This is a genomic window from Vibrio sp. 11986-1-5, from assembly GCF_963878025.1.
Taxonomy (GTDB): domain Bacteria; phylum Pseudomonadota; class Gammaproteobacteria; order Enterobacterales; family Vibrionaceae; genus Vibrio; species Vibrio injensis.
Genome location: NZ_CAWNVW010000050.1, coordinates 92619 through 119470 on the forward strand (window position 1 = coordinate 92619; position 26852 = coordinate 119470).

The 26852-nt window shown below is 43.6% G+C and carries 19 protein-coding genes and 2 pseudogenes; 8 read left to right on the plus strand and 13 right to left on the minus strand.

Going from position 1 to position 26852, the window contains the following annotated elements; all coding sequences use genetic code 11:
• Positions 1–6: 6 nt before the first annotated feature.
• The 4 genes and pseudogenes from pstB to AACS00_RS12035 form a co-directional block, all read right to left on the minus strand.
• Entirely contained in the window at positions 7–825 is an 819-nt protein-coding gene (gene pstB, locus AACS00_RS12025; RefSeq protein ID WP_072668786.1) for a phosphate ABC transporter ATP-binding protein PstB, read from the minus strand.
• 2 nt (positions 826–827) lie between these two features.
• Positions 828–1796: pseudogene (gene pstA, locus AACS00_RS16765) on the minus strand (phosphate ABC transporter permease PstA); the annotation flags it as partial.
• Between the two features lie 356 nt (positions 1797–2152).
• A pseudogene (locus AACS00_RS16770) lies at positions 2153–2477 on the minus strand (phosphate ABC transporter permease PstA); the annotation flags it as partial.
• Between the two features lie 12 nt (positions 2478–2489).
• Positions 2490–4691, minus strand: a complete 2202-nt coding sequence (locus tag AACS00_RS12035) for an ABC transporter permease subunit (RefSeq protein ID WP_110167569.1) — start codon at positions 4689–4691, stop codon at positions 2490–2492.
• A gap of 468 nt (positions 4692–5159) precedes the next feature.
• Here AACS00_RS12035 and ppk1 point away from each other — a divergent pair, with 468 nt between their 5' ends.
• Entirely contained in the window at positions 5160–7262 is a 2103-nt protein-coding gene (gene ppk1 / locus AACS00_RS12040; protein ID WP_110167570.1) for a polyphosphate kinase 1, read from the plus strand.
• Positions 7246–8775, plus strand: coding sequence for an exopolyphosphatase (gene ppx, locus AACS00_RS12045; RefSeq protein ID WP_072668790.1), 1530 nt, complete (start codon positions 7246–7248; stop codon positions 8773–8775). Before ppk1 ends, ppx begins: the two co-directional genes overlap by 17 nt.
• Positions 8776–8795: 20 nt before the next feature.
• Here the strand turns inward: ppx and AACS00_RS12050 are convergent, their stop codons facing one another.
• Genes AACS00_RS12050 through phoB form a run of 3 tightly spaced genes read right to left on the minus strand, consistent with a single transcriptional unit; the run spans position 8796 to position 11755 of the window.
• The gene (locus AACS00_RS12050; protein WP_375152956.1) at positions 8796–9722 is read right to left on the minus strand and encodes a PstS family phosphate ABC transporter substrate-binding protein; all 927 of its coding nucleotides are present in this window, start codon (positions 9720–9722) and stop codon (positions 8796–8798) included.
• Between the two features lie 17 nt (positions 9723–9739).
• A complete protein-coding gene (gene phoR / locus AACS00_RS12055; RefSeq protein ID WP_072668791.1) occupies positions 9740–11044 on the minus strand; it encodes a phosphate regulon sensor histidine kinase PhoR in 1305 nt (434 codons plus the stop codon).
• Positions 11045–11065: 21 nt separating this feature from the next.
• A complete protein-coding gene (gene phoB / locus AACS00_RS12060) occupies positions 11066–11755 on the minus strand; it encodes a phosphate regulon transcriptional regulator PhoB (protein WP_110167572.1) in 690 nt (229 codons plus the stop codon).
• 236 nt (positions 11756–11991) lie between these two features.
• On the opposite strand from phoB, the gene rdgC reads away from it, so the two are divergent.
• From rdgC to AACS00_RS12075, 3 genes are all read left to right on the plus strand, one after another.
• Complete coding sequence (gene rdgC, locus AACS00_RS12065; RefSeq protein WP_110167573.1) at positions 11992–12906, plus strand: recombination-associated protein RdgC; 915 nt, start codon at positions 11992–11994, stop codon at positions 12904–12906.
• Between the two features lie 191 nt (positions 12907–13097).
• Positions 13098–14498: a prephenate-dependent tRNA uridine(34) hydroxylase TrhP gene (gene trhP, locus AACS00_RS12070; RefSeq protein ID WP_110167574.1), complete on the plus strand. Its 1401-nt coding sequence runs from the start codon at positions 13098–13100 to the stop codon at positions 14496–14498.
• A gap of 2 nt (positions 14499–14500) precedes the next feature.
• Positions 14501–14755, plus strand: coding sequence for a YfhL family 4Fe-4S dicluster ferredoxin (locus AACS00_RS12075; protein WP_040904656.1), 255 nt, complete (start codon positions 14501–14503; stop codon positions 14753–14755).
• An 81-nt stretch (positions 14756–14836) separates the two neighbouring features.
• Here AACS00_RS12075 and AACS00_RS12080 read toward each other — a convergent pair whose 3' ends face one another.
• From AACS00_RS12080 to AACS00_RS12100, 5 genes are all read right to left on the minus strand, one after another.
• Entirely contained in the window at positions 14837–18283 is a 3447-nt protein-coding gene (locus AACS00_RS12080; protein ID WP_110167575.1) for an ExeM/NucH family extracellular endonuclease, read from the minus strand.
• Between the two features lie 24 nt (positions 18284–18307).
• Positions 18308–19411, minus strand: coding sequence for a porin (locus AACS00_RS12085; RefSeq protein WP_110167576.1), 1104 nt, complete (start codon positions 19409–19411; stop codon positions 18308–18310).
• A gap of 413 nt (positions 19412–19824) precedes the next feature.
• Complete coding sequence (locus AACS00_RS12090) at positions 19825–20493, minus strand: ChrR family anti-sigma-E factor (RefSeq protein ID WP_110167577.1); 669 nt, start codon at positions 20491–20493, stop codon at positions 19825–19827.
• A complete protein-coding gene (locus AACS00_RS12095) occupies positions 20490–21074 on the minus strand; it encodes an RNA polymerase sigma factor (RefSeq protein ID WP_072668800.1) in 585 nt (194 codons plus the stop codon). The genes AACS00_RS12090 and AACS00_RS12095 overlap by 4 nt, the downstream gene beginning before the upstream one ends.
• A gap of 202 nt (positions 21075–21276) precedes the next feature.
• Entirely contained in the window at positions 21277–21873 is a 597-nt protein-coding gene (locus AACS00_RS12100) for an LON peptidase substrate-binding domain-containing protein (RefSeq protein ID WP_072668801.1), read from the minus strand.
• A 325-nt stretch (positions 21874–22198) separates the two neighbouring features.
• On the opposite strand from AACS00_RS12100, the gene AACS00_RS12105 reads away from it, so the two are divergent.
• Positions 22199–22981 carry a nucleoside-specific channel-forming Tsx family protein gene (locus AACS00_RS12105; protein WP_110167578.1) on the plus strand — a complete coding sequence of 261 codons (783 nt, stop codon included), beginning with the start codon at positions 22199–22201 and terminating at the stop codon, positions 22979–22981.
• A gap of 164 nt (positions 22982–23145) precedes the next feature.
• On the opposite strand, the gene AACS00_RS12110 is transcribed toward AACS00_RS12105, so the two are convergent.
• Positions 23146–25137, minus strand: a complete 1992-nt coding sequence (locus AACS00_RS12110) for a bifunctional metallophosphatase/5'-nucleotidase (RefSeq protein WP_110167579.1) — start codon at positions 25135–25137, stop codon at positions 23146–23148.
• A 228-nt stretch (positions 25138–25365) separates the two neighbouring features.
• Between AACS00_RS12110 and panE the strand changes: the two genes are divergently transcribed.
• Together panE and AACS00_RS12120 are read left to right on the plus strand one after the other, a co-directional pair.
• A complete protein-coding gene (gene panE / locus AACS00_RS12115; RefSeq protein WP_110167580.1) occupies positions 25366–26253 on the plus strand; it encodes a 2-dehydropantoate 2-reductase in 888 nt (295 codons plus the stop codon).
• Complete coding sequence (locus AACS00_RS12120) at positions 26253–26852, plus strand: DJ-1 family glyoxalase III (RefSeq protein WP_072668805.1); 600 nt, start codon at positions 26253–26255, stop codon at positions 26850–26852. Before panE ends, AACS00_RS12120 begins: the two co-directional genes overlap by 1 nt.

Genomic DNA, 26852 nt, shown 5'->3' on the forward strand with positions numbered 1-26852 from the left:
ATTTGATTAGCCATATCGACCAGTAATGTAGTCTTCCGTCTGTTTTTTCAATGGAGAGGTGAAAATAGAATCCGTATCGGCATACTCGATCAATTTCCCCATATGAATAAAAGCGGTGTGATCACTGACTCGCGCCGCTTGCTGCATATTGTGCGTCACTATCACCACGGTATATTGTTTTTTCAACTCATGAATCAATTCTTCAATGGTTAAGGTTGAAATAGGATCCAATGCCGAAGTAGGTTCATCCAACAACAAGACCTCAGGTTCAATCGCTATCGCTCTCGCAATAACCAAGCGTTGCTGCTGTCCACCGGATAATCCAAATGCATTTTCGTGCAAACGATGTTTCACCTCATCCCACAAAGCGGCGGCACGTAACGAATACTCTGCAGCATCATCAAGTGTTCGACTATTTTTTATACCTTGTAAGCGTAGACCATAGACCACATTCTCATAAATGGATTTAGGAAAAGGATTGGGACGCTGAAAGACCATACCGACTCGGCGTCGCAGTGTCGGCACATCAACATTACTGTCATAAACATTTTTACCATGCAGTTTCACCGCGCCTTCAACTCGACAGCCATCAACTAAATCGTTCATCCGATTAATACAGCGTAATAACGTTGATTTACCACAACCGGAAGGACCAATAAATGCCGTCACCTGCCCCTTGGGAATACGCATCGAAATACCGTTTAAAGCACGAGTTTGTTGGTAATACAAACTGAGTTCTTCAATAGCAATCGCTGTTTGCTGATCCGTTAAATGATGGACATCTAACGGCGGCTGATAACCTAATGTTTGCTCAACAGAAAACATGTTTAATCTTGTCCTAAGGTTCGGTATTTTTCACGCAAGTTATTGCGAATATGAATAGCGGTTAAATTCAGCACTACCACCACGGTCACCAACAAAAAAGCCGTGGCATACACTAAGGGACGAGCGGCTTCAATATTCGTTGTTTGAAAACCCACATCGTAGATGTGAAATCCCAAATGCATAAACTTGCGCTCTAGATGTACAAAAGGAAACTCACTATCGACAGGCAAGTTTGAAGCAAGCTTAACCGCCCCAACCAACATCAAGGGAGCCACTTCGCCAGCGGCGCGAGCAATCGCCAGAATAAGTCCAGTAATCATCGCTGGGCTAGCCATCGGCAGCACTATCCGCCAAATGGTTTCAAACTGTGTTGCCCCTAACGCTAATGAACCATAACGTACTGATGGTGGAATACGTGTTAACCCCTCTTCGGTGGTCACAATGACCACTGGCAAGGTAAGTACCGCTAAAGTTAATGCCGCCCACAATAATCCCGGCGTACCGAAGGTAGGTGCTGGTAAACTATCGGCATAAAACACATTATCAATACTTGCACCAATCGTATACACAAAAAAGCCTAGTCCAAATACGCCGTAAACAATTGATGGCACCCCCGCTAGGTTGATCACCGCAACACGAATTAAACGCGTAAAAGCATTATCTTTGGCATATTCATGAAGGTAAACCGCAGCAATAACCCCCAGTGGCATGACAATCACTGACATGATCAATACCAACAACACCGTACCAAAAATGGCAGGAAAGACGCCACCTTCAGAGTTCGAATCGCGAGGTGAATCGGATAGAAAATCCCATAAGTTTTTCAGCCAGCGAATAATTTTTTCACCGCTGGTCATTTCATTGGGATACCAATAGTCGAGCACCTGACTCATTGGAATACCAATCGTATTGCCAGCCATATCTTGCAATAAAAGCCGCTGATCATCTAATGTCGTTCTTAACGTTTCTAATCGTTGTTCAGCTTCAGCAAGCTCACTGAGCCATTGTTGCTCTTTTTTCTGACGCTCAATACGTTGGGGAGAAGTTTGGGCTAAGTAACGATGCCCAGACTGGTCAAACATCGCCAACTGATTGGCTAATTCACGAATTCGTGGGCGAACTTGTTGCTCGATCTCAGCCCTTATCTGCTGAGTTTGTGCAAAAACCGTTGCTAACCACTGCGATGTACTTAAAGGCTGATCTTGACTGATGAGTGTCGATTCGAAACCAATTGGCTTACCATAAAACTGCCCGTCATGAGTTCGTTGCAAGACGAGCCAGCCATGGGCAAGCGTCGCTGGTGACAACTTAATATCAAGGATCGACACAAAATCGGCCTGATAAATGTCTCGATTAGCCACCTTAATGTTTAATCGTTGCACGTGGCCTTGCGCAATCGCTTCTTCAGGTAGACTTATGCCCATTTCAATAAGGTGCTTAACCGTCACCTTTTCTTGAGCGTAGAGTTGCCCCACTAAGGTTTTACCATCCTCGGTTTGCCACTGATAGAGCGGGGCTGGCCAAAAATAGACTAATCCTTTCCAGCCAATTAATAACAATAAGCCTAATACTGAAATCAAACTGATACTAACAGCGCCAGCGGTCAGCCATATCCAAGGGGAGCCTGATTGAAATTGCTGAGTTAGTTTCATTATCTCCCCCTCTTACAATGAACGATATTTAGCGCGTAAGCGCTGACGCACCCACTCGGCAAAGGAGTTAACGATAAAAGTAAAAACAAACAACAATAACGCCGCTAAAAACAGGACTCGATAATGAGAGCTCCCCACTGCAGACTCGGGCAATTCAATCGCAATGTTGGCAGAGATAGTGCGCATGCCTTGTAAAATATTCCAATCTAAAATGGGCGTATTCCCGGTTGCCATCAGTACAATCATAGTTTCACCAACCGCTCGCCCTAACCCCATCATGATTGCCGAAAAAATTCCTGGACTGGCGGTCAATAACACTACATGCGTTAAGGTTTGCCAGCCAGTTGCACCGAGAGCTAAAGAGCCGTCCGATAAATGTTTCGGAACCGAAAAAATCGCATCTTCTGCAATGGTAAAAATCGTGGGGATCACAGCAAACCCCATCGCAATCCCCACAATTAACGCATTACGCTGATCAAAACCAATGCCTCTTTGATCCAAAAAGAGCAGTACATCTCCAGCAAACAATGCTTGCTCAATGACATGACTAAAAGAGAGAGTTAATGCCATAATAACCACCATCAATGGCACCAGGATCAGTGCTTGCCAACCGGAAATATCATAGCCTAAATAACGTTTAGGCATCCAAGACCAGACAACACCAATGATTAACGTCGCAATCGGTAAACCAATTAACAGTGCCACCACAGCCGCCAAATTGTTTTCTACGATAGGAGCAAACCATAACCCAGCGAGAAAACCAATAATCACCGTCGGAAGCGCCTCCATCAACTCAATGGTCGGCTTAACGATTCGACGCATCGCGGGTTTCATAAAATAAGCGGTATAAATAGCGGCAAACACCGCTATCGGCACGGCAAATAGCATGGCATAAAAAGCCGCTTTCAATGTACCAAACGCAATCGGAACTAAGCTTAATTTCGGTTCAAACTGCTCATTCGCCGCGGTTGACTGCCACACAAACTGCGGCTCAGGATAGGCTTCATACCAGACTTTTTTCCATAGTGCTGAAAAGGAAATCTCAGGGTGAGGATTATCCAATTCAATGACCTGAACCATTCCATCGTCCCAAGTGGCAATATAACGCTCGTTATTCGACATCACCGCTAACGTTGGCGCTCTAGGGAAAACCCGCTCAAACAGCACCAGCTTTTCGCTGGTGGTATAATGACTTTGTAGCGTGCCATTAGGATAAAAAGTATAAAAACCTTTACGCTGAGTATCCGTGAGCAAAAGCTGAATAGACGGTGCCAACTGAAAATCACGAATTGACTGCAACTGGCGTTGGCCTTGCTGTAAAACATCAAACCATTGGCTAACAACACCATTTTCGTGGGTCACCAGCAAAGAATAAGCACCGGATAACAAGGTCATATTCGTCACTAAACGCTGTGGGTCGCCGCGACTAAGATCGACCTGTTCCCGTAGTCGATACGTTTCACCATCACGCTGGATGACTGCGAGTTGCGAGCCTGTACGTAAGTAAATCGTTTGACCATCAGGGGTCATGAGGAGTTGATCCAGCTGCGCATAGCGAGCAGGTAACACCGTTTCTGCCATTGCTAAAGGCGCTTGTCGCCCCAGCCAACGAATCATCACGCGTTGATCGGCCAAATAACTGACCGTGTAAAGATAGTCCGTCGTTAGCGCAAAACTCAACTGCTCAATCACCGCTTCCTCTGGTGCAGCAATCCATTCCGATTCGGTGGTTAATGACTCCAAGATAGGGGTGAATTTTCGTTTCTGCTGGGTAATCGAGTAATCAAATCGCGGACGAAAAAGATGCACTTGATGAGCAGAATCCAATACAGCATACCAGCCATCTTGCGCGGTACCAGCGACTATTTGCGCAGGGGAAAAAGGCAGTGCCTGCCGCCATAACGGTTGATCACTGGATACTTTCAGTGACCAGAACTCGGCCTGTCCCAACTCATCAACCACGAACAGATGCTCACCATAATCGTCCATCGCCAATAACTGAGGTTGTACAGAAGAAATCGTTTGTTTAGCAAAGCTTGGATTAATTTTCGCATCGGCAAAAAGTGGCAGAGTGACCAAGGCCAGATAAACAAAGATTAAAATCAGAGCGGCTAGAACGCCAACCCCACCACAGGTTACCGCAAAGCGAACGCCACGATCTTTCAAACGTCGCTTATGATCTCGTTGCTGTAATGAAAATTCACTGTGGGGCATCAATTTACTCTATCCTTGTTATCTTGAGAGGCGACCAAACCTAGAAAGCTTCAGTGTTCCAACAGCACGAAGAGTAAGAACAGTATCATGAACATAAAAGGCGCATCAGAATGAGCGTCCACTTAACTATGTGAAGTGTTTCATACTTTATGGTGCTACAGAGTATACTATTTCAAATACGTGACGGTTATATTACAGCGCAGATAAGCAACTGAAAACAAAACAACTCCGTATCAACTCAATTTGTAATAATTATGTCATATCATCGCTTTAGTTTGCACAATCATCATCGTTATTCGCTCGGTCACAACACCGCTGGAAGTCAACTACCCCGTTGGTACGAGTGAACAGAGATAAACCATGTGACTGAAGCGAAGTAAAATATAAACCAGACAATCAATAAGCATGGCGAAAACCGACGCTTTAAGCTGAGCAAGGTTTTCGAGCTTAAGAGAAAGAAAGGAATCCATGAGTACTGAAAAGTTGTACATTGACAAAGAGTTAAGTTGGCTTTCGTTTAATGAGCGCGTGTTACAAGAAGCGGCAGATAAAACGGTGCCTTTAATTGAGAGAATTCGTTTTTTAGGTATTTTTTCTAATAACTTAGATGAGTTCTATAAAGTCCGTTTCGCTGATGTCAAACGACGGATTTTGATCAATCGTGAACAAGGCGTAAAAGATAGCTCCAAGCATCTACTAAGTAAAATGCAGAGCAAAGCGTTTAAACTCAATCAAGATTTTGATCGCTTATACAGTGAGCTAATTGTCGAGATGGCCCGTCGACGAATTTTTTTGGTCAATGAAACGCAACTCGATGCCATGCAACAAAAGTGGATCGTTAAGTATTTTTATAAAGAAGTATTACCCCATATTACGCCACTACTGCTGCGTGATGATATTGATGTCTTGCAATTTCTTAAAGATGAATATGCGTACATTGCCGTTGAACTCAAAAAAGAGCAACGATCAAGCTATGCCCTCATTGAGATCCCAACCGATCATCTCCCTCGTTTTGTCATGCTACCAGAGCAAAAAGGCAAAGGAAGAAAAACCATCATTCTGCTCGATAACATCATTCGTTACTGTTTAGATGATATTTTCCGTGGCTTTTTTGATTACGACACGCTGCACGGCTTCGCTATCAAAATGACCCGAGATGCAGAATACGATTTACGCCGTGAAGTTGAGTACAGTTTACTTGAACAGTTATCAGAAGGCTTAAGTCAGCGACTCACCGCCATGCCCGTACGTTTTATCTACGAGCATGATATGCCGGAACCCATGCTGACATTCTTGTGTGAAAAACTCAAAATTTCTTATTATGATAGTCTGCTTCCCGGTGGTCGTTATCACAACTTTAAAGACTTTATCGCCTTCCCCAATGTAGGCCGTGACTATTTAGAAAACCGTGCGTTACCACCTCTGAAATGTGCTGATTTTGAGGGCTATTTGAATGCCTTTGATGCCATTCGTGGCCAAGATGTCTTACTCCACTACCCATACCACAGTTTTGAACACATCACCGAGTTGGTCCGCCAAGCCTCGTTTGACCCCAAAGTCATCAGTATTAAAATCAACATTTATCGGGTCGCTAAAAACTCTAAGCTAATGAACTCATTAATCGATGCCGTACATAACGGAAAACGTGTTGTCGTGGTGGTCGAGCTACAAGCGCGTTTCGATGAAGAAGCCAATATTGAATGGTCCCGGATCCTCACTGAAGCGGGTGTTGACGTAATTTTTGGTATCCCAGGAATGAAAATTCATGCCAAGTTACTGTTGATCACTCGTCGAGAAGAGACTGAATTAGTGCGCTATGCACATATTGGGACGGGAAATTTCCATGAAAAAACTGCACGAATTTACACCGATTTTTCTTTATTAACCGCCGACCACGAAATCACCAATGAAGTGCGTAATGTGTTTGCGTATATTGAAAATCCATTCCGCCCCGTTAAATTTACTCACTTATTGGTTTCGCCGCGAAATAGCCGTACCCAACTGTATCGGTTAATTGATAGTGAGATTGCCAATGCCCGTAGCGGTAAAAAAGCCGAAATCATGGTTAAAGTGAATAATTTGGTTGATAAAGGCATGATAAATAAACTCTATGGTGCAAGCAGTGCAGGCGTTAAAATAAAAATGATCATTCGTGGCATGTGTTCATTAGTCCCAGGTATTGCCGGTGTCAGTGATAATATTAGTGTCATTAGTATTGTTGATCGTTTCTTAGAGCATCCTCGGGTACTGATCACCCATAACGATGGCGACCCTTTAGTCTATATCTCTTCGGCCGACTGGATGACACGTAACCTCGACCATCGAATTGAAGTCACTACGCCAATTCGAAGTCCACGTTTAAAAAAACGGATTATCGATATTATTCATCTTCAGTTTACCGATACCGTCAAAGCTCGAGTCATCGATAAAGAGATGAGTAACCGTTACGTGAAACGGGGCAACCGGAAAAAAATACGTTCGCAATTGGCGATTTACGACTACCTTAAACAAATAGAAAAAGAAACCCGTAAGCACAAAGGAAATATTGAGCTAAATGAAAACCCACTCTGAGAGCGCTTCTCCAGAAAACAGCGAATCGACCAGCCGAGAAATCGCCGCGATAGATCTTGGCTCTAATAGCTTCCACATGGTAGTCGCGAAAGTCGTCGAACAAGATTTGCAACTGATCAGCCGCCATAAACAACGGGTGCATTTAGCATTAGGCTTAGACGAACAAAAAAACCTGGATCACGCCTCCATTGAGCGAGGCTTAGCCTGTTTAGCCATGTTTGCTGAGCGATTGCAAGGATTCAAAGTTGAGAATGTCCGTATCGCGGCCACCCACACCTTACGTCAAGCCAATAACGCCCACCTTTTTTTGCAACGTGCGTTAGAAGTAATGCCTTTCCCTATCGAAATTATTCCCGGTAGTGAAGAGGCGCGATTAATTTATCTGGGCGTTGCTCATACTCAACCGCAAGCAGACTCTATGTTAGTGGTAGATATTGGCGGTGGAAGTACAGAGCTGATCATCGGCAAAGGCTTTGAGGCGGAGCTGGTAAACAGCAAACAGATGGGCTGTGTCAGTTACACTGAACGCTTTTTTCCTAATGATAAACTGTCGAAGAAAAAATTTGCTCAAGCCATTTTATCGGCGGAGCAAAAGCTTGAGTCCATGGCCAGTAAATACCGTAAAAAAGGCTGGCAGCGCGCATTTGGCTCATCCGGTACCGTCAAAGCCATTCATGAAGTATTGATCGGTTTAGGCTACGACGATGGCGTGATTACTCAAGAACGATTGCATAAGCTAGTCGATAAACTGTGCGAGTCTAACCAGATTGCGGACATTCAATTAACCGGACTGACCGATGATCGTAAAGCCGTTTTTCCTGCGGGAGTAGCTATCCTAGCTGGAGTCTTTAACGCATTAAAAATCAAAGAAATGCATTTCTCCGATGGCGCATTGCGCGAAGGTTTACTGTATGAAATGGAAGATAGGTTCAAATACGACGATATCCGCTTACGTACCACTGAAAATTTAGCGGTTAAACACTTTGTTGATTTAGAGCATGCAGCAAAAGTGAAAGGTTACGCCAAGGAGTTTTTGAGTCAAGTAAGCGACGAGTTAGGACTCAAAGCCAGCAGTGACTTATTTGCCCTGCTAGAATGGGCCGCGCTACTCCACGAAGTAGGACTTAGCATCAGCTTACAAGCATTTCATCGTCACTCAGCTTACATTTTACAGCACACCAATATGCCAGGTTTTAATAGTGAACAACAAAGAGTGCTCGCCACACTGGTTCGTTTTCAACGTAAAGCACTAAAACTTGGAGAAATGAGCGATTTCTATCTCTACAAGAAAAAACACATCATCGGCCTTATCCGTGTATTACGACTAGCGATTGTCCTAAATGGGCAGCGCAATGATGATCCACTCCCCGAAATTCGCTTAAGTGCCAAAGATGAGCATTGGCAGTTAACTTGTCATGATCAGGATTGGCTTGAAAACAATAAACTGTTGCACATCGATTTACTCAGTGAACAAGCCTATTGGCATAAAGTTGGTTGGACGTTAACGTTTTAAATCAAGCGGGATCAATACGATCACTCAATGCCCACTTTCGCTAACTCTTGACGAGCCACCTCAGCAGAAATGGGTAAGTAGCCTTCTTTACCGACCAGCTCTTGCCCCTGCTTAGAAAAGATAAAACGCACAAACTCTCTTTCCAGCGGCATTAGTGGTCGCCCAGGATGTTTATTGACGTACAAGTACAGATAACGGGATAACGGATACGCACCAGACAAAATATTATCGTGTGAGGGGTAGACATAATCTCGGCCTTGACGCGCGATTGGGACAAGTTTCACTCCTGATACACGATAGCCGACCCCTGAATACCCTAACGCATTGAGTGATGACGCGACCGACTGCACCACAGAGGCTGAACCCGGCTGTTGATTGACTCGAGCTTTAAAATCACCGCCACACAGTGCCGTTTGCTTAAAGTAACCGTACGTTCCAGAGACCGAATTGCGTCCAAACAACTGCATACGTCGCTGTGCCCACGAGTATTCCAGCCCTAATTGCGACCAACGCTCAATCGATTGCGTTGCTCCACAACGTAATGTTGCTGAAAAAATCTGATCGAGCTCAGTAAAATTTAACCCCTCGATGGGATTATCTCGATGAGCAAACACGCCAATCGCATCAATCGCAATCCGTAACTCAGTCGGCTTGTAGCCATGGGTGCGTTCAAACGCTTCAATCTCTCGTAGACGCATAGGCCGACTCATCGAGCCAAATTGTGCGGTTTCTTCCGTTAAGGCAGGAGGTGCAGTCGATGAACCTGACGCTTGTACTTGAGCATTAACATTGGGATACAGCTCATTAAATGCTTCAGCCCAAAGAGTGGTAAGCCCGGCAAGAGTATCCGAGCCCACAGAAAGAACACTCCCCGATATACCCGGTACCCGATGATAATCAGTGAGCGATTGCGCCCATCCTGATCTAATCGGAAAACTCACGAGCATCACCATCAAGCAACGTATTAATTGCATTTCACCACCAAACGCTTTGGTAACACAAACGAGAAACAGCTCCCAACGCCAATTTCACTACGAATATCCAAATGGCTATCATGATGAGAAAGTGCATGTTTGACAATCGCTAACCCCAAACCGCTACCACCGGTATCTCGTGAGCGCGCTTTATCAACCCGATAAAAACGCTCAGTTAAACGATGTAAATGCTGAGCAGCAATCCCCTCCCCACTGTCTTCAACCTCAAACAGTGCCCCTTTTTCAGTATTCTGCCAGCGAACATGAATGCTCGCCCCCGCTGGAGTATATTTCACCGCGTTATAGACTAAATTAGAAATAGCACTACGCAGTTGGTCTTCATCGGCGAAAACTTTAAGCTGTTTATCAACACTAAAACGAATCTGATGAGCCTGCTCACCACTTAAGCTCAAAGCCTCTTTTTCTAACACTTCAAGCATAGCTGGTACGTCAACGACTTCATCCAATTCATGAATAGGCGAAGCCTCAATTTTCGATAAAGTGAGTAATTGATTAACCAAACTCGACATCCGATTCAACTGCTCGGTCATAACGCCGTGTGCTTTCGGCCACATCGGCCCCAGTAACAGATCAGGATCTTCAGTCATTTCTAGGTACCCTTGCAGTACCGTCATTGGTGTGCGTAATTCATGGGATACATTAGCAAAAAAGTTTCGTCTCATGCCTTCAAGCTGTTTCACCTGAGTTACATCACGCACCACCATTAAATGTTCACCTTCTGTGTATGGCACAATACGCAGCTCTAAAGCGCGATCAACATTCAGTGGCGAATGCATAGTTAATGGTTCTGAAAAATCATTTTTCTGCAGATAATTGATAAAACCTGGCGTGCGAATCAAATTAGAAATCGGTTGTCCCGCATCATCTGGCCAACGAAATCCCAACAAATGCTGGGCTAAGCGGTTACACCAAACGATATTGCCTTCTGCGCGAAACACCACCACTGCATCAGGTAACGATTCTGCACCATTACGAAAGCGGCGAATTAAGTTGGTAAGCTCTTTACGCTTTTTACGTTGTCGTTGCTGCAAACGATAAATACCATTAAACAGCGATTCCCAATTCCCAGAACCAGAAGGCGGCGTTAAGCGCTTTTCATCCCACAACCAAGCCGAAAATCGTACTTGATTATGTAAATGCCAAACCAGCTGCAATACCGTTGCGGCTAGCAGTAACCAAGGCATATGCCCAAATACCCAGCCAACAATCAGCCAGGGAAGGTAAAAAAAAGCCAGCTCCCAGGCCAGCTTTTTCCAAGTTAATCGTTCAACCATAATACTCCACAACGGGCCTACTTAAGCTTTAGTTGAAAACCGGTAGCCTGCCCCACGCACGGTTTGAATCAGCTTATCATGTCCAGCGTCTTCTAAAGCTTTACGTAATCGGCGAATGTGCACATCCACTGTACGATCTTCGACATAGACGTTGGTACCCCAAATATTATTCAGCAGTTGCTCTCGACTGTATACGCGCTCTTGGTGAGTCATAAAAAAGTGCAGCATCTTAAATTCGGTTGGCCCCATCTCTAGCGCGACATCATCCGCGGTCACTCGGTGAGATACGGGATCCAATTTTAAACCTTGCACGTCAATGACATCTTCTAATGAGGTAGGAGTAACACGGCGAATAACCGCTTTTAAACGCGCAATCAACTCTTTAGGTGAAAACGGTTTGGTAATGTAATCATCCGCTCCCACTTCTAAACCACGAACTTTATCTTCTTCTTCACCCCGAGCGGTCAGCATGACAATCGGAATGTTACGCGTTAACTCTTCACGTTTCATGTGTTTGATAAAGTTAATCCCACTGCCACCGGGTAACATCCAATCGAGCAGAACAAGATCGGGGAAAGGTTCAGCGAGCTTAGTCACCGCGCTATCATAATCTTCAGCTTCCACTGCTTGATAGCCTTTTTGTTCAAGCACAAAACACAACATTTCACGAATGGGTGCTTCATCCTCAACGACCAGAATCCTTCTAGACATAATTGAATAACCTTTGTTATTAATCAACGCTATGCATTATGGGAAATAATTATGACACTTTTGTGACCTTTGCAAACTAATTTTCATATAAAGTTCACGCTTGTGTACGGTTTACGAGGTGATTAGCGTGACCAAACTCCGCTAACCAATCGTCATTTCGTGTCGTAAGAGTATAAGACATTAATCGTCAATTCCCCTATCATAGACGAATTGTGAACAACCAAAAGAAGCGCACTATGTGGTTTAAAAATTGTATGGTGTATCGCGTCAATCGTGATATTCCCTTTAATGCGGATCAACTGGAAACTCAACTAACGGAATTTCGTTTTAGCCCTTGCTCTAGTCAAGACAAACAGAAGTTTGGCTGGGTGCATGCCCTTGGTAAACATGGCGATATGATGACGCACGTTAGTGATGGACGAATACTGATTTGCGCCAAAAAAGAAGAAAAAATGCTCCCGGCATCGGTGATCAAAGAGTCACTCAATGCCAAAGTCGACACCATTGAGACACAAGAAGGGCGACCGCTAAAGAAAAAAGAGAAAGAGACCTTAAAAGAAGAAGTCATGATTGATTTGCTGCCGCGAGCCTTCAGTCGTAACCATTACACCTACGTGCTCATTATGCCTAAAGAAGGGTTGATTCTAGTCGATGCCAGTAGCTATAAAAAAGCGGAAGATGTTCTGGCTCTGCTGCGCAAAACCATGGGTAGCTTACCCGTCGTGCCAGCAATTCCTGAAGTGGCGGTCGAAACCACATTGACTCAATGGGTCAAGGACGGCAACGTACCACAAGGCTTTACACTCTTAGAAGAAGCGGAGTTAAAATCCACCTTAGAAGATGGCGCAACCATCCGTTGTAAAAAGCAAGAGCTGACCAGTGATGAAATCATCAGTCATATTGCCGCTAATAAAGTGGTGACTAAGTTAGCTCTCAACTGGCAAGACCGGATCAGTTTTATTCTGGCCGACGATTGCAGCTTAAAGCGTTTGGCATTTAGTGATGAGCTCAAAGATCAAAACGAAGATATTCCAAGAGAAGACCAAGCGGCGCGATTCGATGCGGATTTATCATTAATGTGTGGTGAATTTTCTGCTCTATTACCTAACTTATTTGACGTATTAGGCGGCTTACCGTCAAACGACGCCTAACGGCCTATTCAGGCTGGCATCTCCAGCCTGAATCCTTTCTCTTCATCCTTCCACGACAAGACCAAGACGCCAAGGAATAATAACCTGAAAAAGAGTATGGTCACCGCTTACCTTTTGACGTAAAATTTGCGCCCTTTCCAATACCATGAGGTGGTATTGGCCTGACTTGAAATCAGATTGAGAAGCTAATAATGAGTACAACATCCCCTTTCGTCCCTGAGCTACTGTCACCTGCCGGTAGTCTAAAAAATATGCGTTATGCCTTTGCTTACGGCGCAGATGCTGTTTATGCCGGCCAACCGCGTTACAGCCTACGCGTACGTAATAACGAGTTTAACCACGAAAATCTGCAAATCGGCATTAACGAAGCGCATGCACTGGGTAAAAAATTCTATGTGGTGTGTAATATTCAGCCACACAACTCAAAATTAAAAACCTTTATTCGCGATTTAAAACCGGTTATCGACATGGGACCGGATGCATTAATTATGTCCGATCCCGGCCTGATCATGATGGTACGTGAAGCGTTTCCTGAGATGGCGATTCATTTGTCAGTCCAAGCTAATGCGGTTAACTGGGCAACGGTTAAGTTTTGGTCAACCCAAGGTGTCGAACGCGTAATATTATCTCGCGAGCTATCACTAGAAGAGATCGAAGAAATTCGCCAACAATGCCCAGAGACTGAGCTAGAAATCTTTGTTCATGGCGCACTGTGCATGGCCTATTCGGGCCGCTGTTTATTATCAGGCTACATGAATAAACGAGACCCGAACCAAGGTACTTGCACCAACGCTTGCCGTTGGGAGTACAAAGTTGAAAAAGGCCAAGAAGATGCCTCAGGGCAAATTGTCGAACAGTTCGATCCAAGCGCCGCCCAAGCGATTGAAGTACAAACAGAGCGTCCCGATAACACCTTAGGATTAGGTAAACCGATTGATGATGTCGTGCTGTTGTCTGAAAGCCACCGCCCTGAAGAAAAAATGGCCGCGTTTGAAGATGAACATGGTACCTATATCATGAACTCAAAAGACTTACGCGCCGTTCAGCACGTTGAACGTTTAACCAAAATGGGCGTTCACTCGCTCAAAATTGAAGGTCGTACTAAGTCATTCTATTACTGCGCCCGAACGGCTCAAGTGTATCGTAAAGCGATTGATGATGCCGTCGCTGGCAGACCGTTTGATGACAGCCTAATGGGCACCTTAGAAAGCCTCGCGCATCGCGGCTATACCGAAGGTTTCCTACGTCGTCATACTCATGATAGCTACCAAAACTATGACTATGGTTACTCTGTCTCCGATAGTCAGCAATTTGTCGGTGAGTTTACCGGTAAACGCCGAGGTGATTTAGTTGAAGTGGAAGTGAAGAACAAGTTCTGTGTCGGTGACAGTCTTGAGTTGATGACCCCTAAAGGCAATATCATTTTTACCCTTGAAACGATGGAAAACCGCAAGTCGCAAGCCATTGATGATGCAAAAGGTAATGGTCACTTCGTGTTTATTCCTATGCCTGAAGATTTAGATCTTGAATACGCGTTATTAATGCGTAACCTCAATGCCGGCCAAGATACTCGCAACCCAACAGGCAAATAATCATGGCACTATTGATCACAGACAAATGCACTAACTGTGATATGTGTGAGCCAGAGTGTCCAAACGGCGCCATTTCGATGGGGGAATACGTTTATGAGATTAACCCAGATTTATGTACCGAGTGCAAAGGACACTATGATCAACCGACCTGTCAGTCGGTGTGTCCGATCAATAACTGTATTATTACGGATCCTCAACACATTGAAAGCGAAGAACAACTGCTAGAAAAATTTGTTATCCTTCAAGGATTAGCTTAGCTATTTATTTTAGTGGTTACTTAATAAAAAAATCCGCCAATTAAGGCGGATTTTTATTACTGATTAATTCAACTTATTTACTTAGCGACGGCGACGGAACCACCCTGCCAAGCCGATTAACATCAATCCAAACAAGCCCGCGCTTCCTGCTGAACCGCCAGTACCATCATATTCTGGAATGACGCGATCAGGCTGTAATCCTTGCTGACGAGCAACTTTAATCGGTAAGCTGACCGAGCTTCCTTTAACGGTTTGCAGGGTTACTTTAGGAGCATCGCCACTACGCGTCGCCACTTCTGTTGATTCTTCAATCACTTGACGAGTTAAGTGAACGTGAAGCGTATATTCCCCTGCCGGAATGCCAAACACGCTGGCTTCGATCATTTGTTGACCGTCTTTGGTTAATATTGGCTGTGGGATACGCGCTAATTGCGGTTCACGTAACCCTTCAAACGTTAACATTACCGTATCACCTTTTTTCGCATCAGCAGGGATCGCTAATGGAATATCGATACGACTATTATTAATCGTCACTACAACTGGCTGATTACCATCACGTTCACCGACTTTATAGTCAAGGACTAATAACACAGGATCATGATCCGAAGATCGATAATGAGTGATATTCATCCGACCATTATTATCATGATGGAAGTTTTGCCAATGATTGCCTTTATGAGGACGACCATTATTTTGCTTACTATAGTCATACAGCGGTGATTCAATACTGTTGATACGCCAGTCAATCGCATCGACTAAACGATGACGTAATGAAGGTGAAATCAACGCATGGTCAAGCGAACCTAATTCATCATTAAATGAATAACTCCAGCTCTTTGGACGATCAAATTTCTCATCTTTATAAGGTACAGCATTAATATAACCAAAGGTACGATCAATACGAATACCACTTAAATCACTAAACTGTGGGCGCTTACCAATATAAGTATCTTGACCGGCATAAAGCGCTTTACCGGTTGGATTAGCGGTTAGCACTAACATCGGATCTTCCATAGCGTAAGAGTTTAAGTCGCCTAAAATCACCTTATCACCTGGAATTTTGTCGAGCTGCTTACCCAATTCATACGCGGCGGCAACCCGGAAATGCTCACACTGTCCTTGGAAATCAAGGTCTGGTAGGCTATCACCTGGTTTAAAGTTAGGGAAACTTTCCCATCCTCGCCAATCGTCAATACAGTTCGAACCTTTGGATTTGAAGTGATTAGCCGATACCGTTAAACGCTTACCTGTATTATGAACCATAAAAGTAGCCGTTAAAGCGTCACGCTGCTGAGCTCGACCACTACTAATAGGTCGACCCTGTGAGTCTAGATACACTTCCCCAGTTTCTGGATTGGTAATTGATGGTGCATTTTGATTCGGTAATTCAATAACTTGGCTATTAATCAAGGTTACTTTATTGGGACGATAGATAATAGCGTTGGTAATGGCATCCGTACCAATATGATCATTATGATCAAAGACTAAATCGTTATTGGAATCGATGGCGATGAAACTATAGCGATTATGAATCGAATCTCGGAAATGACGATGCGTATAGCGATCACGAGTGTATTTTTTATTGAGATCATCCACTAATTGGGCAATCGCTGAACGCGTACCAAATCCGTTATTTTCCATCTCCAACAAACCGACGATATCTGCATCCATACGATACAAAGCTTCAACTATCTTGACTTGTTGCAACTCAAACTCTTCCATGTCAAAGGCACCACGGTTAGTACCATGGCGGTTTGGATCGCCCGCAAAAGGCGAGTTGAAGTAGTTCAATACGTTTTTAGAACCAACAACTAACGGAAAACGACCTTGCTCATGACGTTGATAACGGTATCGATCAATCTGATTTTGATTACCATTCTCTGGAATTTTATTCAGATGTAAACTCTGTAACTGCCCATCAATATTAATTTGATATTCTGGATAGTTAGTGCGTCGGATATCGTTACGCTTGAAGTTTTTATTGGTTACTGTGGTATCAGACTCTGGGATCACGAGACGATATTCATCACGAGTAAACACCAGCATACCTGTAATGTCCATCACACTATCATTAACTAAGATGGCTTTACGATTTGGGTTGTCTTTAAATTCAGGAAAATAAGGGATCTCGCCATCAGGTGCTTGGCGATCACTCTCAACAAAGACACGTCGGCGTTGGTTCTCTTTAGCTTGTTCTTGAGAGGCTTCACTGCCTGCCACATGCAGTTGGTTTGGCTGCATATTGACACGTTCATAAGCCAATACCATATTTTGTCTAAACGAACCGAAGTCAAAACTAAACGTACGAGTGACACGCATATCTTGCGTTCCCTCTTCAAGCAAATTGACGTCTTTCGGTAGCTTAATCAGCATTCCTTCATGGCGCTCAAGAGTGCGGCTAAAATCTAAACGACGCTCATCACCGTCACCAACGTAGTCAGTTTCATCCACTTGTAGCATTGTTACACGAGGACTTAGACCTGAATCAATAACATCAAATTCAGTGATATTTCGGTCTCTTTCTTCTGGAGCTTTATTAACTAAACGGGTCATACCAAAGTTTTCTTGGATATAAGCTTCAAGACAAATTTCTTGACCAATTTGAGGTAACGGATCTAGCTGTCTAGTGTTCATACGAACAAAAATACCATCAGACCCTTTTCGATCAGTTGCATGTTTGTCTTGTAAGAAAACACCACGCCAGTCCGTTTCGCCTTTGGAAATTTGCGCAACTACACCTGTAACTCGATAAGGTTTATCACTCCAATAGCCTTTATATTTCTGATTCCAAACTGGATTAACAAATTCAGAAAAATCACCTACCCCCTGAATGTCACGAATGCTTAGTTCTAGTGCACTAGAATTAGCACAAACGCCCCCATTATGAGGTAATAATTCTAACTGTTCTTCCAGTTGAGGTGAGCCTAAACCATCATAAGTACCGGCGGGCAGTTTAACCCAACTTGCAGTGTGGTAGTGGTTAGTTGGCACTGCGCCATCTACACGACGAAATGTACTACCTCCCCCCCAATCATACTGCTTCAAAGGGCCGACAATATCATGTATATCTTGTTGATTAAATTCAGGAGTTAAATTAGCTTTGCCAAGAAAAATGGCACTACTACCATTAAAGGTCAGATTATTATGACCGATTTGAGCAAAGGTTCCCGCTTTGAGCAATTTACCTTGGTTACTAACGACAATAGATTTGATGGTTTCCAGATCAGTAGCTTCCGGATTTATAACCACTAAACTTTGCCCTGCTAATAACGTTTTACCAGTTAAAATAGGCTGTTTGTCTGCATTAAAAATAGGGTTGATAAAGCGACCATTAGCATGGAAATGATACAACCAATAAGACTCATCAAAAGTATAATCTTCAGAACCTAAATTAGTTAACTCAATTGCTCGGTTATTCAAACCATTTTCAATATATTCAGAAATAATAATTTGATTAATATCTGCCCAAGCGGATGCACTAAGCGTCAACGCAATGGAGGCAGTTAAAGTTTTTAATTGGGTATTCATATTCTTTGCTGTCCTTGCTGAAGACTAGAAAAAGATTCTTGCTTTGGCGTAGCTCTCATAATGTGCTTCACCAATATTGGCTTCTAACTCAATCACGGCTGAACGTGATGGCTTGTAACGAACACCTACCGTTTGCCAAGTGCGGCTCGCCCCCCAGCTATCCCAACGATCTTGGTGTTCATCCCAGTACTGATCAAACTTGTCCCAGCTTTGATGCTTTTCGTAGTTAACCGAACCAATCAGATCCCATTGTGGAGTCAAACTGTACTGTACAGAGATTAAGCCTCCTTGGTTTTTAAGCTGCTCATAGTTGTTAAACTGATACACAGCAGGCTTATCACCAACAGCTTCTTTAATTAATGTGCGTCGCTGAGCTTCATCTTGATATTCAATAAAACCATTCACACCGAGTAATATATTGTCTGATAAGGCATAACGAAGACCGATACCGTAGAGAGTTTTCTCTCCCAAACGAGATTCACCACCAGAACCATTACGCTTTTCTGCTCCGAAAACAATCGAGAGCGGATCGGAGAAATACCCTACATAGCCATTGACTAAGTTGCCTAACGCAGCCCCAGATGAACTTTCAGCGCGGTAGCTGTAAGAGAGACCAACGCGAATCAAATCAAAATAATGTCCTTCGTATTTAATCGTACGTGATTGATCACCCGCTTCTTGAGTTTCAACGCCACCTTCAATGGTTAAATCACCGAAAGCATCGTAATCATCAAAAGCGGTATCATTAAGACCAATTTCAATATTATGCTGAGGAGATATGCGGTAACCTAGCCAAGCTTTATCGACCTCTGTTACCATCTCACCACTACCATTGGGCCAATTTTCACGCACATAATCGAGCTCTAAGCGATAATGAATTCCAGCGACTTGACCTTTTGCACCTAACGTTGCCAACGTATCATCAATAAACGATTCATCACTATTAAACTGATTAAACTTGGCTTTATTGCCAAAATATCCGCCAACACCAACTTCTCCAAACACATCCATATAATCACCATTATCAGCGCTATAAAGTCGAGCAGCGTGGCTCGTTGCCGATAATGCTAAAAACACGGCGGACAGCGCTAAAGGCAACGCTGATTTTCGAGAATGTATTACTCGCATGCCATTTTCCTTGCTATAAGTCATCTTGATTGCTTAACGTGAGGCTAATCACAACAACTTGTAATATTAACTCAATCAATGTTTTGATTTTGTGACAGCAAACACGATAGAGTAAAAACTCAAGTTACGAATAAATAATTGACAAAAAATAAACCAATAAAATACATATAGTTAAAATGCCATTCTCATCATTAACGCTAAAGAGCACTTAACAAAGATTTGAATCCGCTCTCATAAACAAGCGATTTCGTGACCATTGGCAAACGTTTGCTATTGATTGGATTGGTTTTTATCAAGATAAAAATCAAAAAAGAGAGTTTGGTTCAATAAACAACATGAAGTGCAAATAAAAAGCCCCTAGGTATAAACCTAGGGGCTGAAGCATGAAGAGTAGAGGTTAACGAAAAACTTGTTTAGGGATACATGCCTTTACCAAATAAGTTAAATACTCGCGCTACACCTTGGGTGAAGATCATCGGTTCAGTGAGAATGGCTAAACATAAGCAATCTTGCCCCGCATCGGTTTGTGGTGCGTGACAAATAGAAGCATCACGTTGGATAAAATCCCCCACCTCGTAATGGCCTTCTTCATCGCTAAATCCACCATGCAAAACCAAGGTAGATTCGATGCCTTTATGAGTATGTTGTGGCACACTCACTGCCTGATTAATGTACATTAAACTCATGCGCACTTTATCTTCACTGTGTAAAGGCAGTGAATATACCTTACCACCAAAATTGCGCCATTTAGTGTCGGCAGGGATCAAACGTCGCAGAGCAGCAGGAATCGCAATCGATTTACCATTAACCTCAATGGTTATCGGTAAGGATTCAGAAATAGGCAATGAAGCACTGGGGACTGGAGTGGTGATAATTTCTGCCAGCATACCAGTCCAATCATCGGTCGATAACTCTTGCTCTAGCGCAGCCAGTTGTTCGCCTTGTTGCTCTTCAAATTTTTTAACCACCTGACGACAGTGAGCACACTGCTCAAGATGTGTCGCTAAAGCGATCCCATGACAAGCATCAACATTGCCTTGGGCATACGCTTCAAGTAATGATAATTCTGGATGATAACTCATAACGGCTCCGCATCGATCGAGGTTCTTAGTTTTTCTACAGCTAACCGTAGACGTGATTTGACAGTCCCAAGAGGAATATCAAACATTTCCGCGACTTGTTGGTGCGGTAAATCTTCCAAATAAACAGCTCTTACGACTTTTTGCTGTGACTCTGGCAGTAAATCGAGAAACTTAACCACCTGCTCTTTCAGTCTTTCATGCTCTGGTGAATAGTGGTCAATTAAATCTGGTGGACAGTAATCCGTCGGCCAAATGTCATCAGCAAGTACATGTAGCTCCCTGCCTTTTTGCTTACGCATTAAGTCGTAGCAGAGATTACGAGCTATCGTGTAGATCCAAGTGGACAGTGAGCTTTTCTGGCTATCAAACAAATGCGATTTTTGCCATAACGCCGCCATGGTCTCTTGAACAATTTCCATCGCAACCTGCTCATTGCCTAACTGCTTAATCACAAACTGCTTTAGACGAGGAGAAAAAAAGTGGAAAACCACACCGAAAGCGGCTTTATCCTGTTGCTGCACCTTTTCCATACAATCCGCCCAATCATCACGGGTAAAGGTTTGTGGATTTTGACTCGTCATAGGATACCTGTCCTTGCAAAACCTTGGCTTGAGATGTCTCCCCCAATAATAGATGCTACGTAAGAGAAACTATCGTGGATCACTTACTGGCAATAGGAAGATTTCAATACCTAGAGAAAGATTGATTATATACCCAAATGACTGAAACGGGCAGATAAGCCAACGTTCGAACAGATATAATCACTCGGTTTCGACTTTCTCACTACCGCCCTTCGCCAGAACAATCGTTATAAATTTCAATCTTTTGTGTAAGAAAAGATAAGGCAGGATGGCAGTTGTCGTGATCCACTAGACCTTCCCATTGAGTTTTCGACAGCGGTAAAATCTCTAACCAGCGCTGGGCTACCCAACTGGCATCATCAAAAAATCGATGTGAATAAAGTTGCCCCACTTGCGGAAACTGTTGATAAATTTGCTGTAACTGCTCACTCAACAATAGATGCTGCTCAGATAACGGGGCCGTCGGCCAATTGGTTAACCAACGAACCGTCGCTTTGCGTAATCCATCCGACTCACTACGTACTTGTTCAATAAAAAAACGCTTAGTGCCAACAACAGTGATTCCTAATAAACCATCGTCTAAGGTTTCAAAATCGACAATTTTAACCCAAGTACCTAGATACGAAAGCTGGTGACGTTTGGCGGCAGATTTATTATCCAATAAACAGACACCAAACCCGCTATTGGCTTTGCTGCATTCCGCAATCATTCGTTTGTATCTAGGTTCAAAAATGCGCAACTTCATTTTACCTTCCGGCAATACGATCGAACTTAACGGAAAAAGCATAATTTCTTGCATTATTCCTCCCTCTATTGTTACTGATGCTTCTCCTGTTTACGAAACAGACAGCCAAGGGATCACTTACCGATTTTGTTGCTTTTGTGAATGGTTTAAAAAATATAACCAAAGGCAATAATAAGACTTACACCTCAATAAAAATGCAAACTAATGTAACAAGAATGATTTGATGAATAAAAATAAAATAGTGTGACGAATGTCAACATAAACAATTAGTTTTGCACTCTCTATCACTTTTAATTGAGAAATTTGTCGCTATTATGCTCGGCAATTAGCAAGGACAACATTCAGCCTTGTAAGTTCACTCAACAAAGAGAGTTCCCCTATGCGTAAATCACTTTTAGCTCTTGGCCTTATGGCTGCTACTTCTGCTCCTGTTATCGCGGCTGATTATTCTGACGGCGATATCCATAAAAACGATTATAAATGGATGCAGTTTAACTTGATGGGTGCATTCAACGAACTACCAGGTAAATCGAGCCACGATTACTTAGAGATGGAATTTGGCGGTCGCTCTGGCATTTTTGACCTGTATGGTTATGTCGACGTATTCAATTTGACCAGTAATCCAAGTAGCGACAAAGCTGGCGCAGAAAAAATGTTTATGAAGTTTGCGCCGCGTATGTCTCTTGACGCACTAACCGGTAAAGATCTCTCTTTTGGCCCAGTACAAGAACTCTACATCGCTTCATTAATCGAGTGGGGTGGTAATTCAGGTGTCAACAATCAGAAAATCGGTCTTGGTTCTGATGTGATGGTGCCATGGCTAGGTAAAGTTGGCGTTAACCTTTATGCAACTTATCAAGGTAATGATAAAGATTGGAACGGTTTCCATTTTGCAACCAACTGGTTTAAACCTTTCTACTTTTTTGAAAATGGCTCATTTGTCTCTTACCAAGGTTACATTGATTACCAATTTGGTATGAAAGAGGAATATTCATCTGCAAGCAATGGTGGAGCCATGTTTAACGGTATTTACTGGCATTCCGATCGCTTCGCAGTGGGTTATGGCTTGAAAGGCTATAAAGATGTATTTGGTATTAAAGACTCGAGTGCATTCAAATCAAGCGGCTTTGGTCACTACGTAGCCGTCACCTACAAATTCTAATCGTTTATTGTTCAATACCATATATAGGGAGAAGCTTTGGCTTCTCCCTTTTTTATTGAGTCACACTGATTTCTTTGACAGTATCGAGTAAAAATGAAAAAGCGGTTCTTCATCTAAAAAACCGCCTTAATAATCACAAATGTTTGCTTAACCCAAGATAACGATTAATTAACTCGATTCAAGGTCACGACTGGGTAATCCAGCGCTTCTAATACTGGCTGTTGTTCAGCAATGTATTTCACTACGGCGCGCGCATCGGTATTACACAGCACGTTATCCGCTTTACAGTTAAGCTCATGACCTTGATAACGTACTTGATAACGCCCAGCGACTTCTTCAATGTAACTGACAGGGAAAGCGGTCAAGTTACCATCGACATAAGCAAAATCGACTCGACCAGATTGCTCTTTTTGCGCTTCAAATAATGGTGTCCAACCATCATTACCAGTCGCGTTGTAGCTATTCATCGCCACATTGTAGATTTTATTATCCTCTAATGGGCTCCAGATTGGCTCATTCAATGTACCGGTATTAACTTCAATTAAACTGAGAGTCCCTGCTTGGTGTTGAACCGTTTCATCAAACACATAACGCAAGTTACCGCCGTATGGAAATTTCCCTGCATGGGCAGTAGGCGGCAATGTTTCACTGACGGTTTTCGCGATCAACGCTTTAATCACCGAACCTTTCACTGGCACGATCGACATAAAGTTAGCAAAAGGCAACATTTCTAACGTCACGTCCCCTTCACGGTATTCCCCTTCAGCAATATTGGTGCGAATGCCACCGGCTCCGGTCAGTGCGAAGTCAGCTTTCATTCCTGTCAATTGCACCACCTCATCGCTCGCTGCCCAATAATATTGTCCCAATGCGACAATCGGTGCAACGCGAGAGCCGTGTTGATCAGAGTTATTATCACCTGGACGCCGAGCGTGGCGAATTTCCTGTGGCACATTAGCAATCACGTCCCCATACGCTTCCTCAACGGCAGGCTTGTATTGGCTATCGATATGAGCACGCAGTGCAGCTTCTTCGGCAGCTACCGCAATATTACGCTGACGCTCAATAAAACGGAGTGCTTTACTGCGTTCATCGTCGCTAAAGGCACTCTCTTGCTGACGATTAGCCTGATGGTAAAACTCATCGTTGGTCAGCAAGGTATTATGGCCAGCACATGAAATCAGTTCGCCGTCACTGTCAAACGCGACCGTCGTTTTACCAATCGCTTGAGCAAACTCTCCGGCTTGAACGACACAGGTTTTGCTGGTGCCATTCGGGTTAGTGACTAGCTGAGCATAAATACCGTTATTACCCAAACCTAGATTGGTAAAATCGCCCAATAGTGAGTGAGAGTGACCACCAACAATCAAATCAATCCCATTTACTTTACTGGCAATGTCTAAATCAATCGCATTACCAACGTGGGTCACGGCAATGATGTTCTTAATGCCCAAAGCTTGCAGTTCATCAACGGTCGCTTGAGCAGATTCAACCATATCAAAAAATTGGATGTCTCCAGTATTCGGTGCAATATTTGGCATATCATCCAGTGCTAATCCGAAAACCCCCACCAACGGTTTATCAGTTGGTAGTTGGCTCATATCATCAAAACGCTGTTTCGCATAACCATCGAACGCATACACAACGTACGGCTTTAGATTGGTTTGATCTTTTAAATCTTTATCTAAACTGGCATCAATATTAGCGGCAAGAACAGGGAAGTTGATCCGATCTAAAAATGCATTCAGTTTTTGGTTATTTAAATCAAATTCATGGTTACCTAGCGCCATCGCATCGATACCCATTCGGCTCAGAATATCCGCATTCATTAGGCCTTCATTCAATTTAAAGTACGCACTCCCCTGCCACGCATCGCCACCATGCAAAAACAGCATGCTTTGATTGTTTTTTTCAGCTTGTTCACGGTAGGTATTGGCTTTAGATAAAATACGCGGATGACCACCAAATTCGTTGTACACACGTTGTTGATTAATATAAAAACTTGATCGAACCGCATCAAAACTGGAATGAGTGTCATTAATATGGGCAATGGTCAGTTCAAAAGCCACTTGCTCGGCATTGTCTTTATCCGTTTGACTGCATCCTAATAATGCAAGAGCGATAGTACTGGCGAGTATGGCACGATTAAATCGCATAAATTTATTTCCTTATTTTGCTTAAAGTCACAGAGCCGCTGTAACTTACCGGAAAAAACATTAAAATTCCGTGATATCGCGGGAATTATTTAGTTCAACTATTCTATTCAAGGATTGAATAAATGATTGATTAACTCACCAGCGCGGCTTGCCGATTCGTTTTTTTATCGCCATCATCGGCTACCATAAACAAACAAGCATAATCCGCCCTAACTACAGGTAAACTTGATGAATATCGTTATATTAGGCCCTGGTGCAATCGGACGTTTATGGGCTTATCAATTGCATAAAGCCGGCCATCAAGTCGCCTTATGGGGAACCCAACCTGCCGGAGAATATTGCCTTATTCAGGATGAGCTAGCGCCGATCACTCTCGCTTATAATCAACCAGCGACTCTTGAACACGCTGACTTACTGCTCGTTTGTGTTAAAGCGTGGCAAGTAGGAACCGCCTTGCTTCCTCTACTCGATAAGCTGGCTCCACAAACCATATTACTGTTTATTCATAATGGGATGGGCGCACTCGACACACTCACAGAGCGGCTCTCTGATTATCCACTACTGATGGCAACCACCACTCATGGGGCATTAAAACAGGGCGCACATCATGTCATGCACACCGGACAAGGCACCACCCAATTAGGCGCCGTCAACGCTCAAGGTGAGCGCTGTGATTTTTTGGTTGATGTTCTCAACCATGCTTTACCGCACGTTTTATGGACAGACAATATTCGCTATGCCTTATGGCACAAGCTCGCGATTAACTGTGCGATTAATCCACTTACAGCAATAGAAAACTGTCGCAATGGGCAATTAGCGAACGCTAACTATCGACCATTACTCAATCAGTTAATTAATGAACTGGTGGGCGTTATGCAAGCCGAACAAGTGCCAATCGAACCACAACAACTCACCGAATCTATTGATCGCGTTATCGAGGCAACAAGTCAAAATTACTCATCAATGCAACAAGATATTGCCCAGCAAAGACCAACCGAGATAGACTTTATTACTGGTTATGTCATAAAAAAAGCCGCTCAGCATGGTTTAACGGTTCCCCTGAACCAGCACCTTTATCAACAGGTTCATTCACTACAACAAGGTTGGATATCTTAATGACCAAACGCATATTAGTTCCCATCGCTCCCGGAACCGAAGAAATGGAAGCCGTGACCATTATTGATATTTTGGTTCGAGCGAATTACGACGTCGTGGTCGCTAGCGCGGATTTTTCAGGCCAACTAACGATGAAAGCCTCACGCGGCGTGACCTTAACAGCAGATTGTAAACTAGTGGATGTAGCAGATGAAGAATTTGCGGCTATCGTACTACCGGGAGGCCTTGGCGGAGCGGAAGTATTTCGCGACAGCACCTTACTACTGGAAATCGTCAAACAGCAGAAATACGATGGCCGTTTAGTCGCGGCGATTTGTGCCACACCAGCGGTGATGCTAGAGCATCATCAACTCTATCCAAAAGCGATCATGACTTGTCATCCCAGCTTGCAAGAACGTATCCCTGAGCAACGCTGGCGCAATCGACGTGTCACCTTTGACGTTAATCACAATCTCTTAACCAGCCAAGGGCCAGGCACAGCATTGGAGTTTGCGATTGAAATTATTGCTCAACTATCAGGTAAACAAAAAGCCAAAGAGGTTGCTCTCCCCCTGATCCCACTGCCGCAATTGCATTACGATAAACAGGAAGAAGCGTAG

What these genes read in the sequence shown, in the direction of transcription:
- pstB (WP_072668786.1), bottom strand. Translation starts at nt 825, where the DNA reads ATGTTTTCTGTTGAGCAAACATTAGGTTATCAGCCGCCGTTAGATGTC.
- AACS00_RS12035 (WP_110167569.1), bottom strand. Translation starts at nt 4,691, where the DNA reads ATGCCCCACAGTGAATTTTCATTACAGCAACGAGATCATAAGCGACGT.
- ppk1 (WP_110167570.1), top strand. Translation starts at nt 5,160, where the DNA reads ATGAGTACTGAAAAGTTGTACATTGACAAAGAGTTAAGTTGGCTTTCG.
- ppx (WP_072668790.1), top strand. Translation starts at nt 7,246, where the DNA reads ATGAAAACCCACTCTGAGAGCGCTTCTCCAGAAAACAGCGAATCGACC.
- AACS00_RS12050 (WP_375152956.1), bottom strand. Translation starts at nt 9,722, where the DNA reads ATGCTCGTGAGTTTTCCGATTAGATCAGGATGGGCGCAATCGCTCACT.
- phoR (WP_072668791.1), bottom strand. Translation starts at nt 11,044, where the DNA reads ATGGTTGAACGATTAACTTGGAAAAAGCTGGCCTGGGAGCTGGCTTTT.
- phoB (WP_110167572.1), bottom strand. Translation starts at nt 11,755, where the DNA reads ATGTCTAGAAGGATTCTGGTCGTTGAGGATGAAGCACCCATTCGTGAA.
- rdgC (WP_110167573.1), top strand. Translation starts at nt 11,992, where the DNA reads ATGTGGTTTAAAAATTGTATGGTGTATCGCGTCAATCGTGATATTCCC.
- trhP (WP_110167574.1), top strand. Translation starts at nt 13,098, where the DNA reads ATGAGTACAACATCCCCTTTCGTCCCTGAGCTACTGTCACCTGCCGGT.
- AACS00_RS12075 (WP_040904656.1), top strand. Translation starts at nt 14,501, where the DNA reads ATGGCACTATTGATCACAGACAAATGCACTAACTGTGATATGTGTGAG.
- AACS00_RS12080 (WP_110167575.1), bottom strand. Translation starts at nt 18,283, where the DNA reads ATGAATACCCAATTAAAAACTTTAACTGCCTCCATTGCGTTGACGCTT.
- AACS00_RS12085 (WP_110167576.1), bottom strand. Translation starts at nt 19,411, where the DNA reads ATGCGAGTAATACATTCTCGAAAATCAGCGTTGCCTTTAGCGCTGTCC.
- AACS00_RS12090 (WP_110167577.1), bottom strand. Translation starts at nt 20,493, where the DNA reads ATGAGTTATCATCCAGAATTATCATTACTTGAAGCGTATGCCCAAGGC.
- AACS00_RS12095 (WP_072668800.1), bottom strand. Translation starts at nt 21,074, where the DNA reads ATGACGAGTCAAAATCCACAAACCTTTACCCGTGATGATTGGGCGGAT.
- AACS00_RS12100 (WP_072668801.1), bottom strand. Translation starts at nt 21,873, where the DNA reads ATGCAAGAAATTATGCTTTTTCCGTTAAGTTCGATCGTATTGCCGGAA.
- AACS00_RS12105 (WP_110167578.1), top strand. Translation starts at nt 22,199, where the DNA reads ATGCGTAAATCACTTTTAGCTCTTGGCCTTATGGCTGCTACTTCTGCT.
- AACS00_RS12110 (WP_110167579.1), bottom strand. Translation starts at nt 25,137, where the DNA reads ATGCGATTTAATCGTGCCATACTCGCCAGTACTATCGCTCTTGCATTA.
- panE (WP_110167580.1), top strand. Translation starts at nt 25,366, where the DNA reads ATGAATATCGTTATATTAGGCCCTGGTGCAATCGGACGTTTATGGGCT.
- AACS00_RS12120 (WP_072668805.1), top strand. Translation starts at nt 26,253, where the DNA reads ATGACCAAACGCATATTAGTTCCCATCGCTCCCGGAACCGAAGAAATG.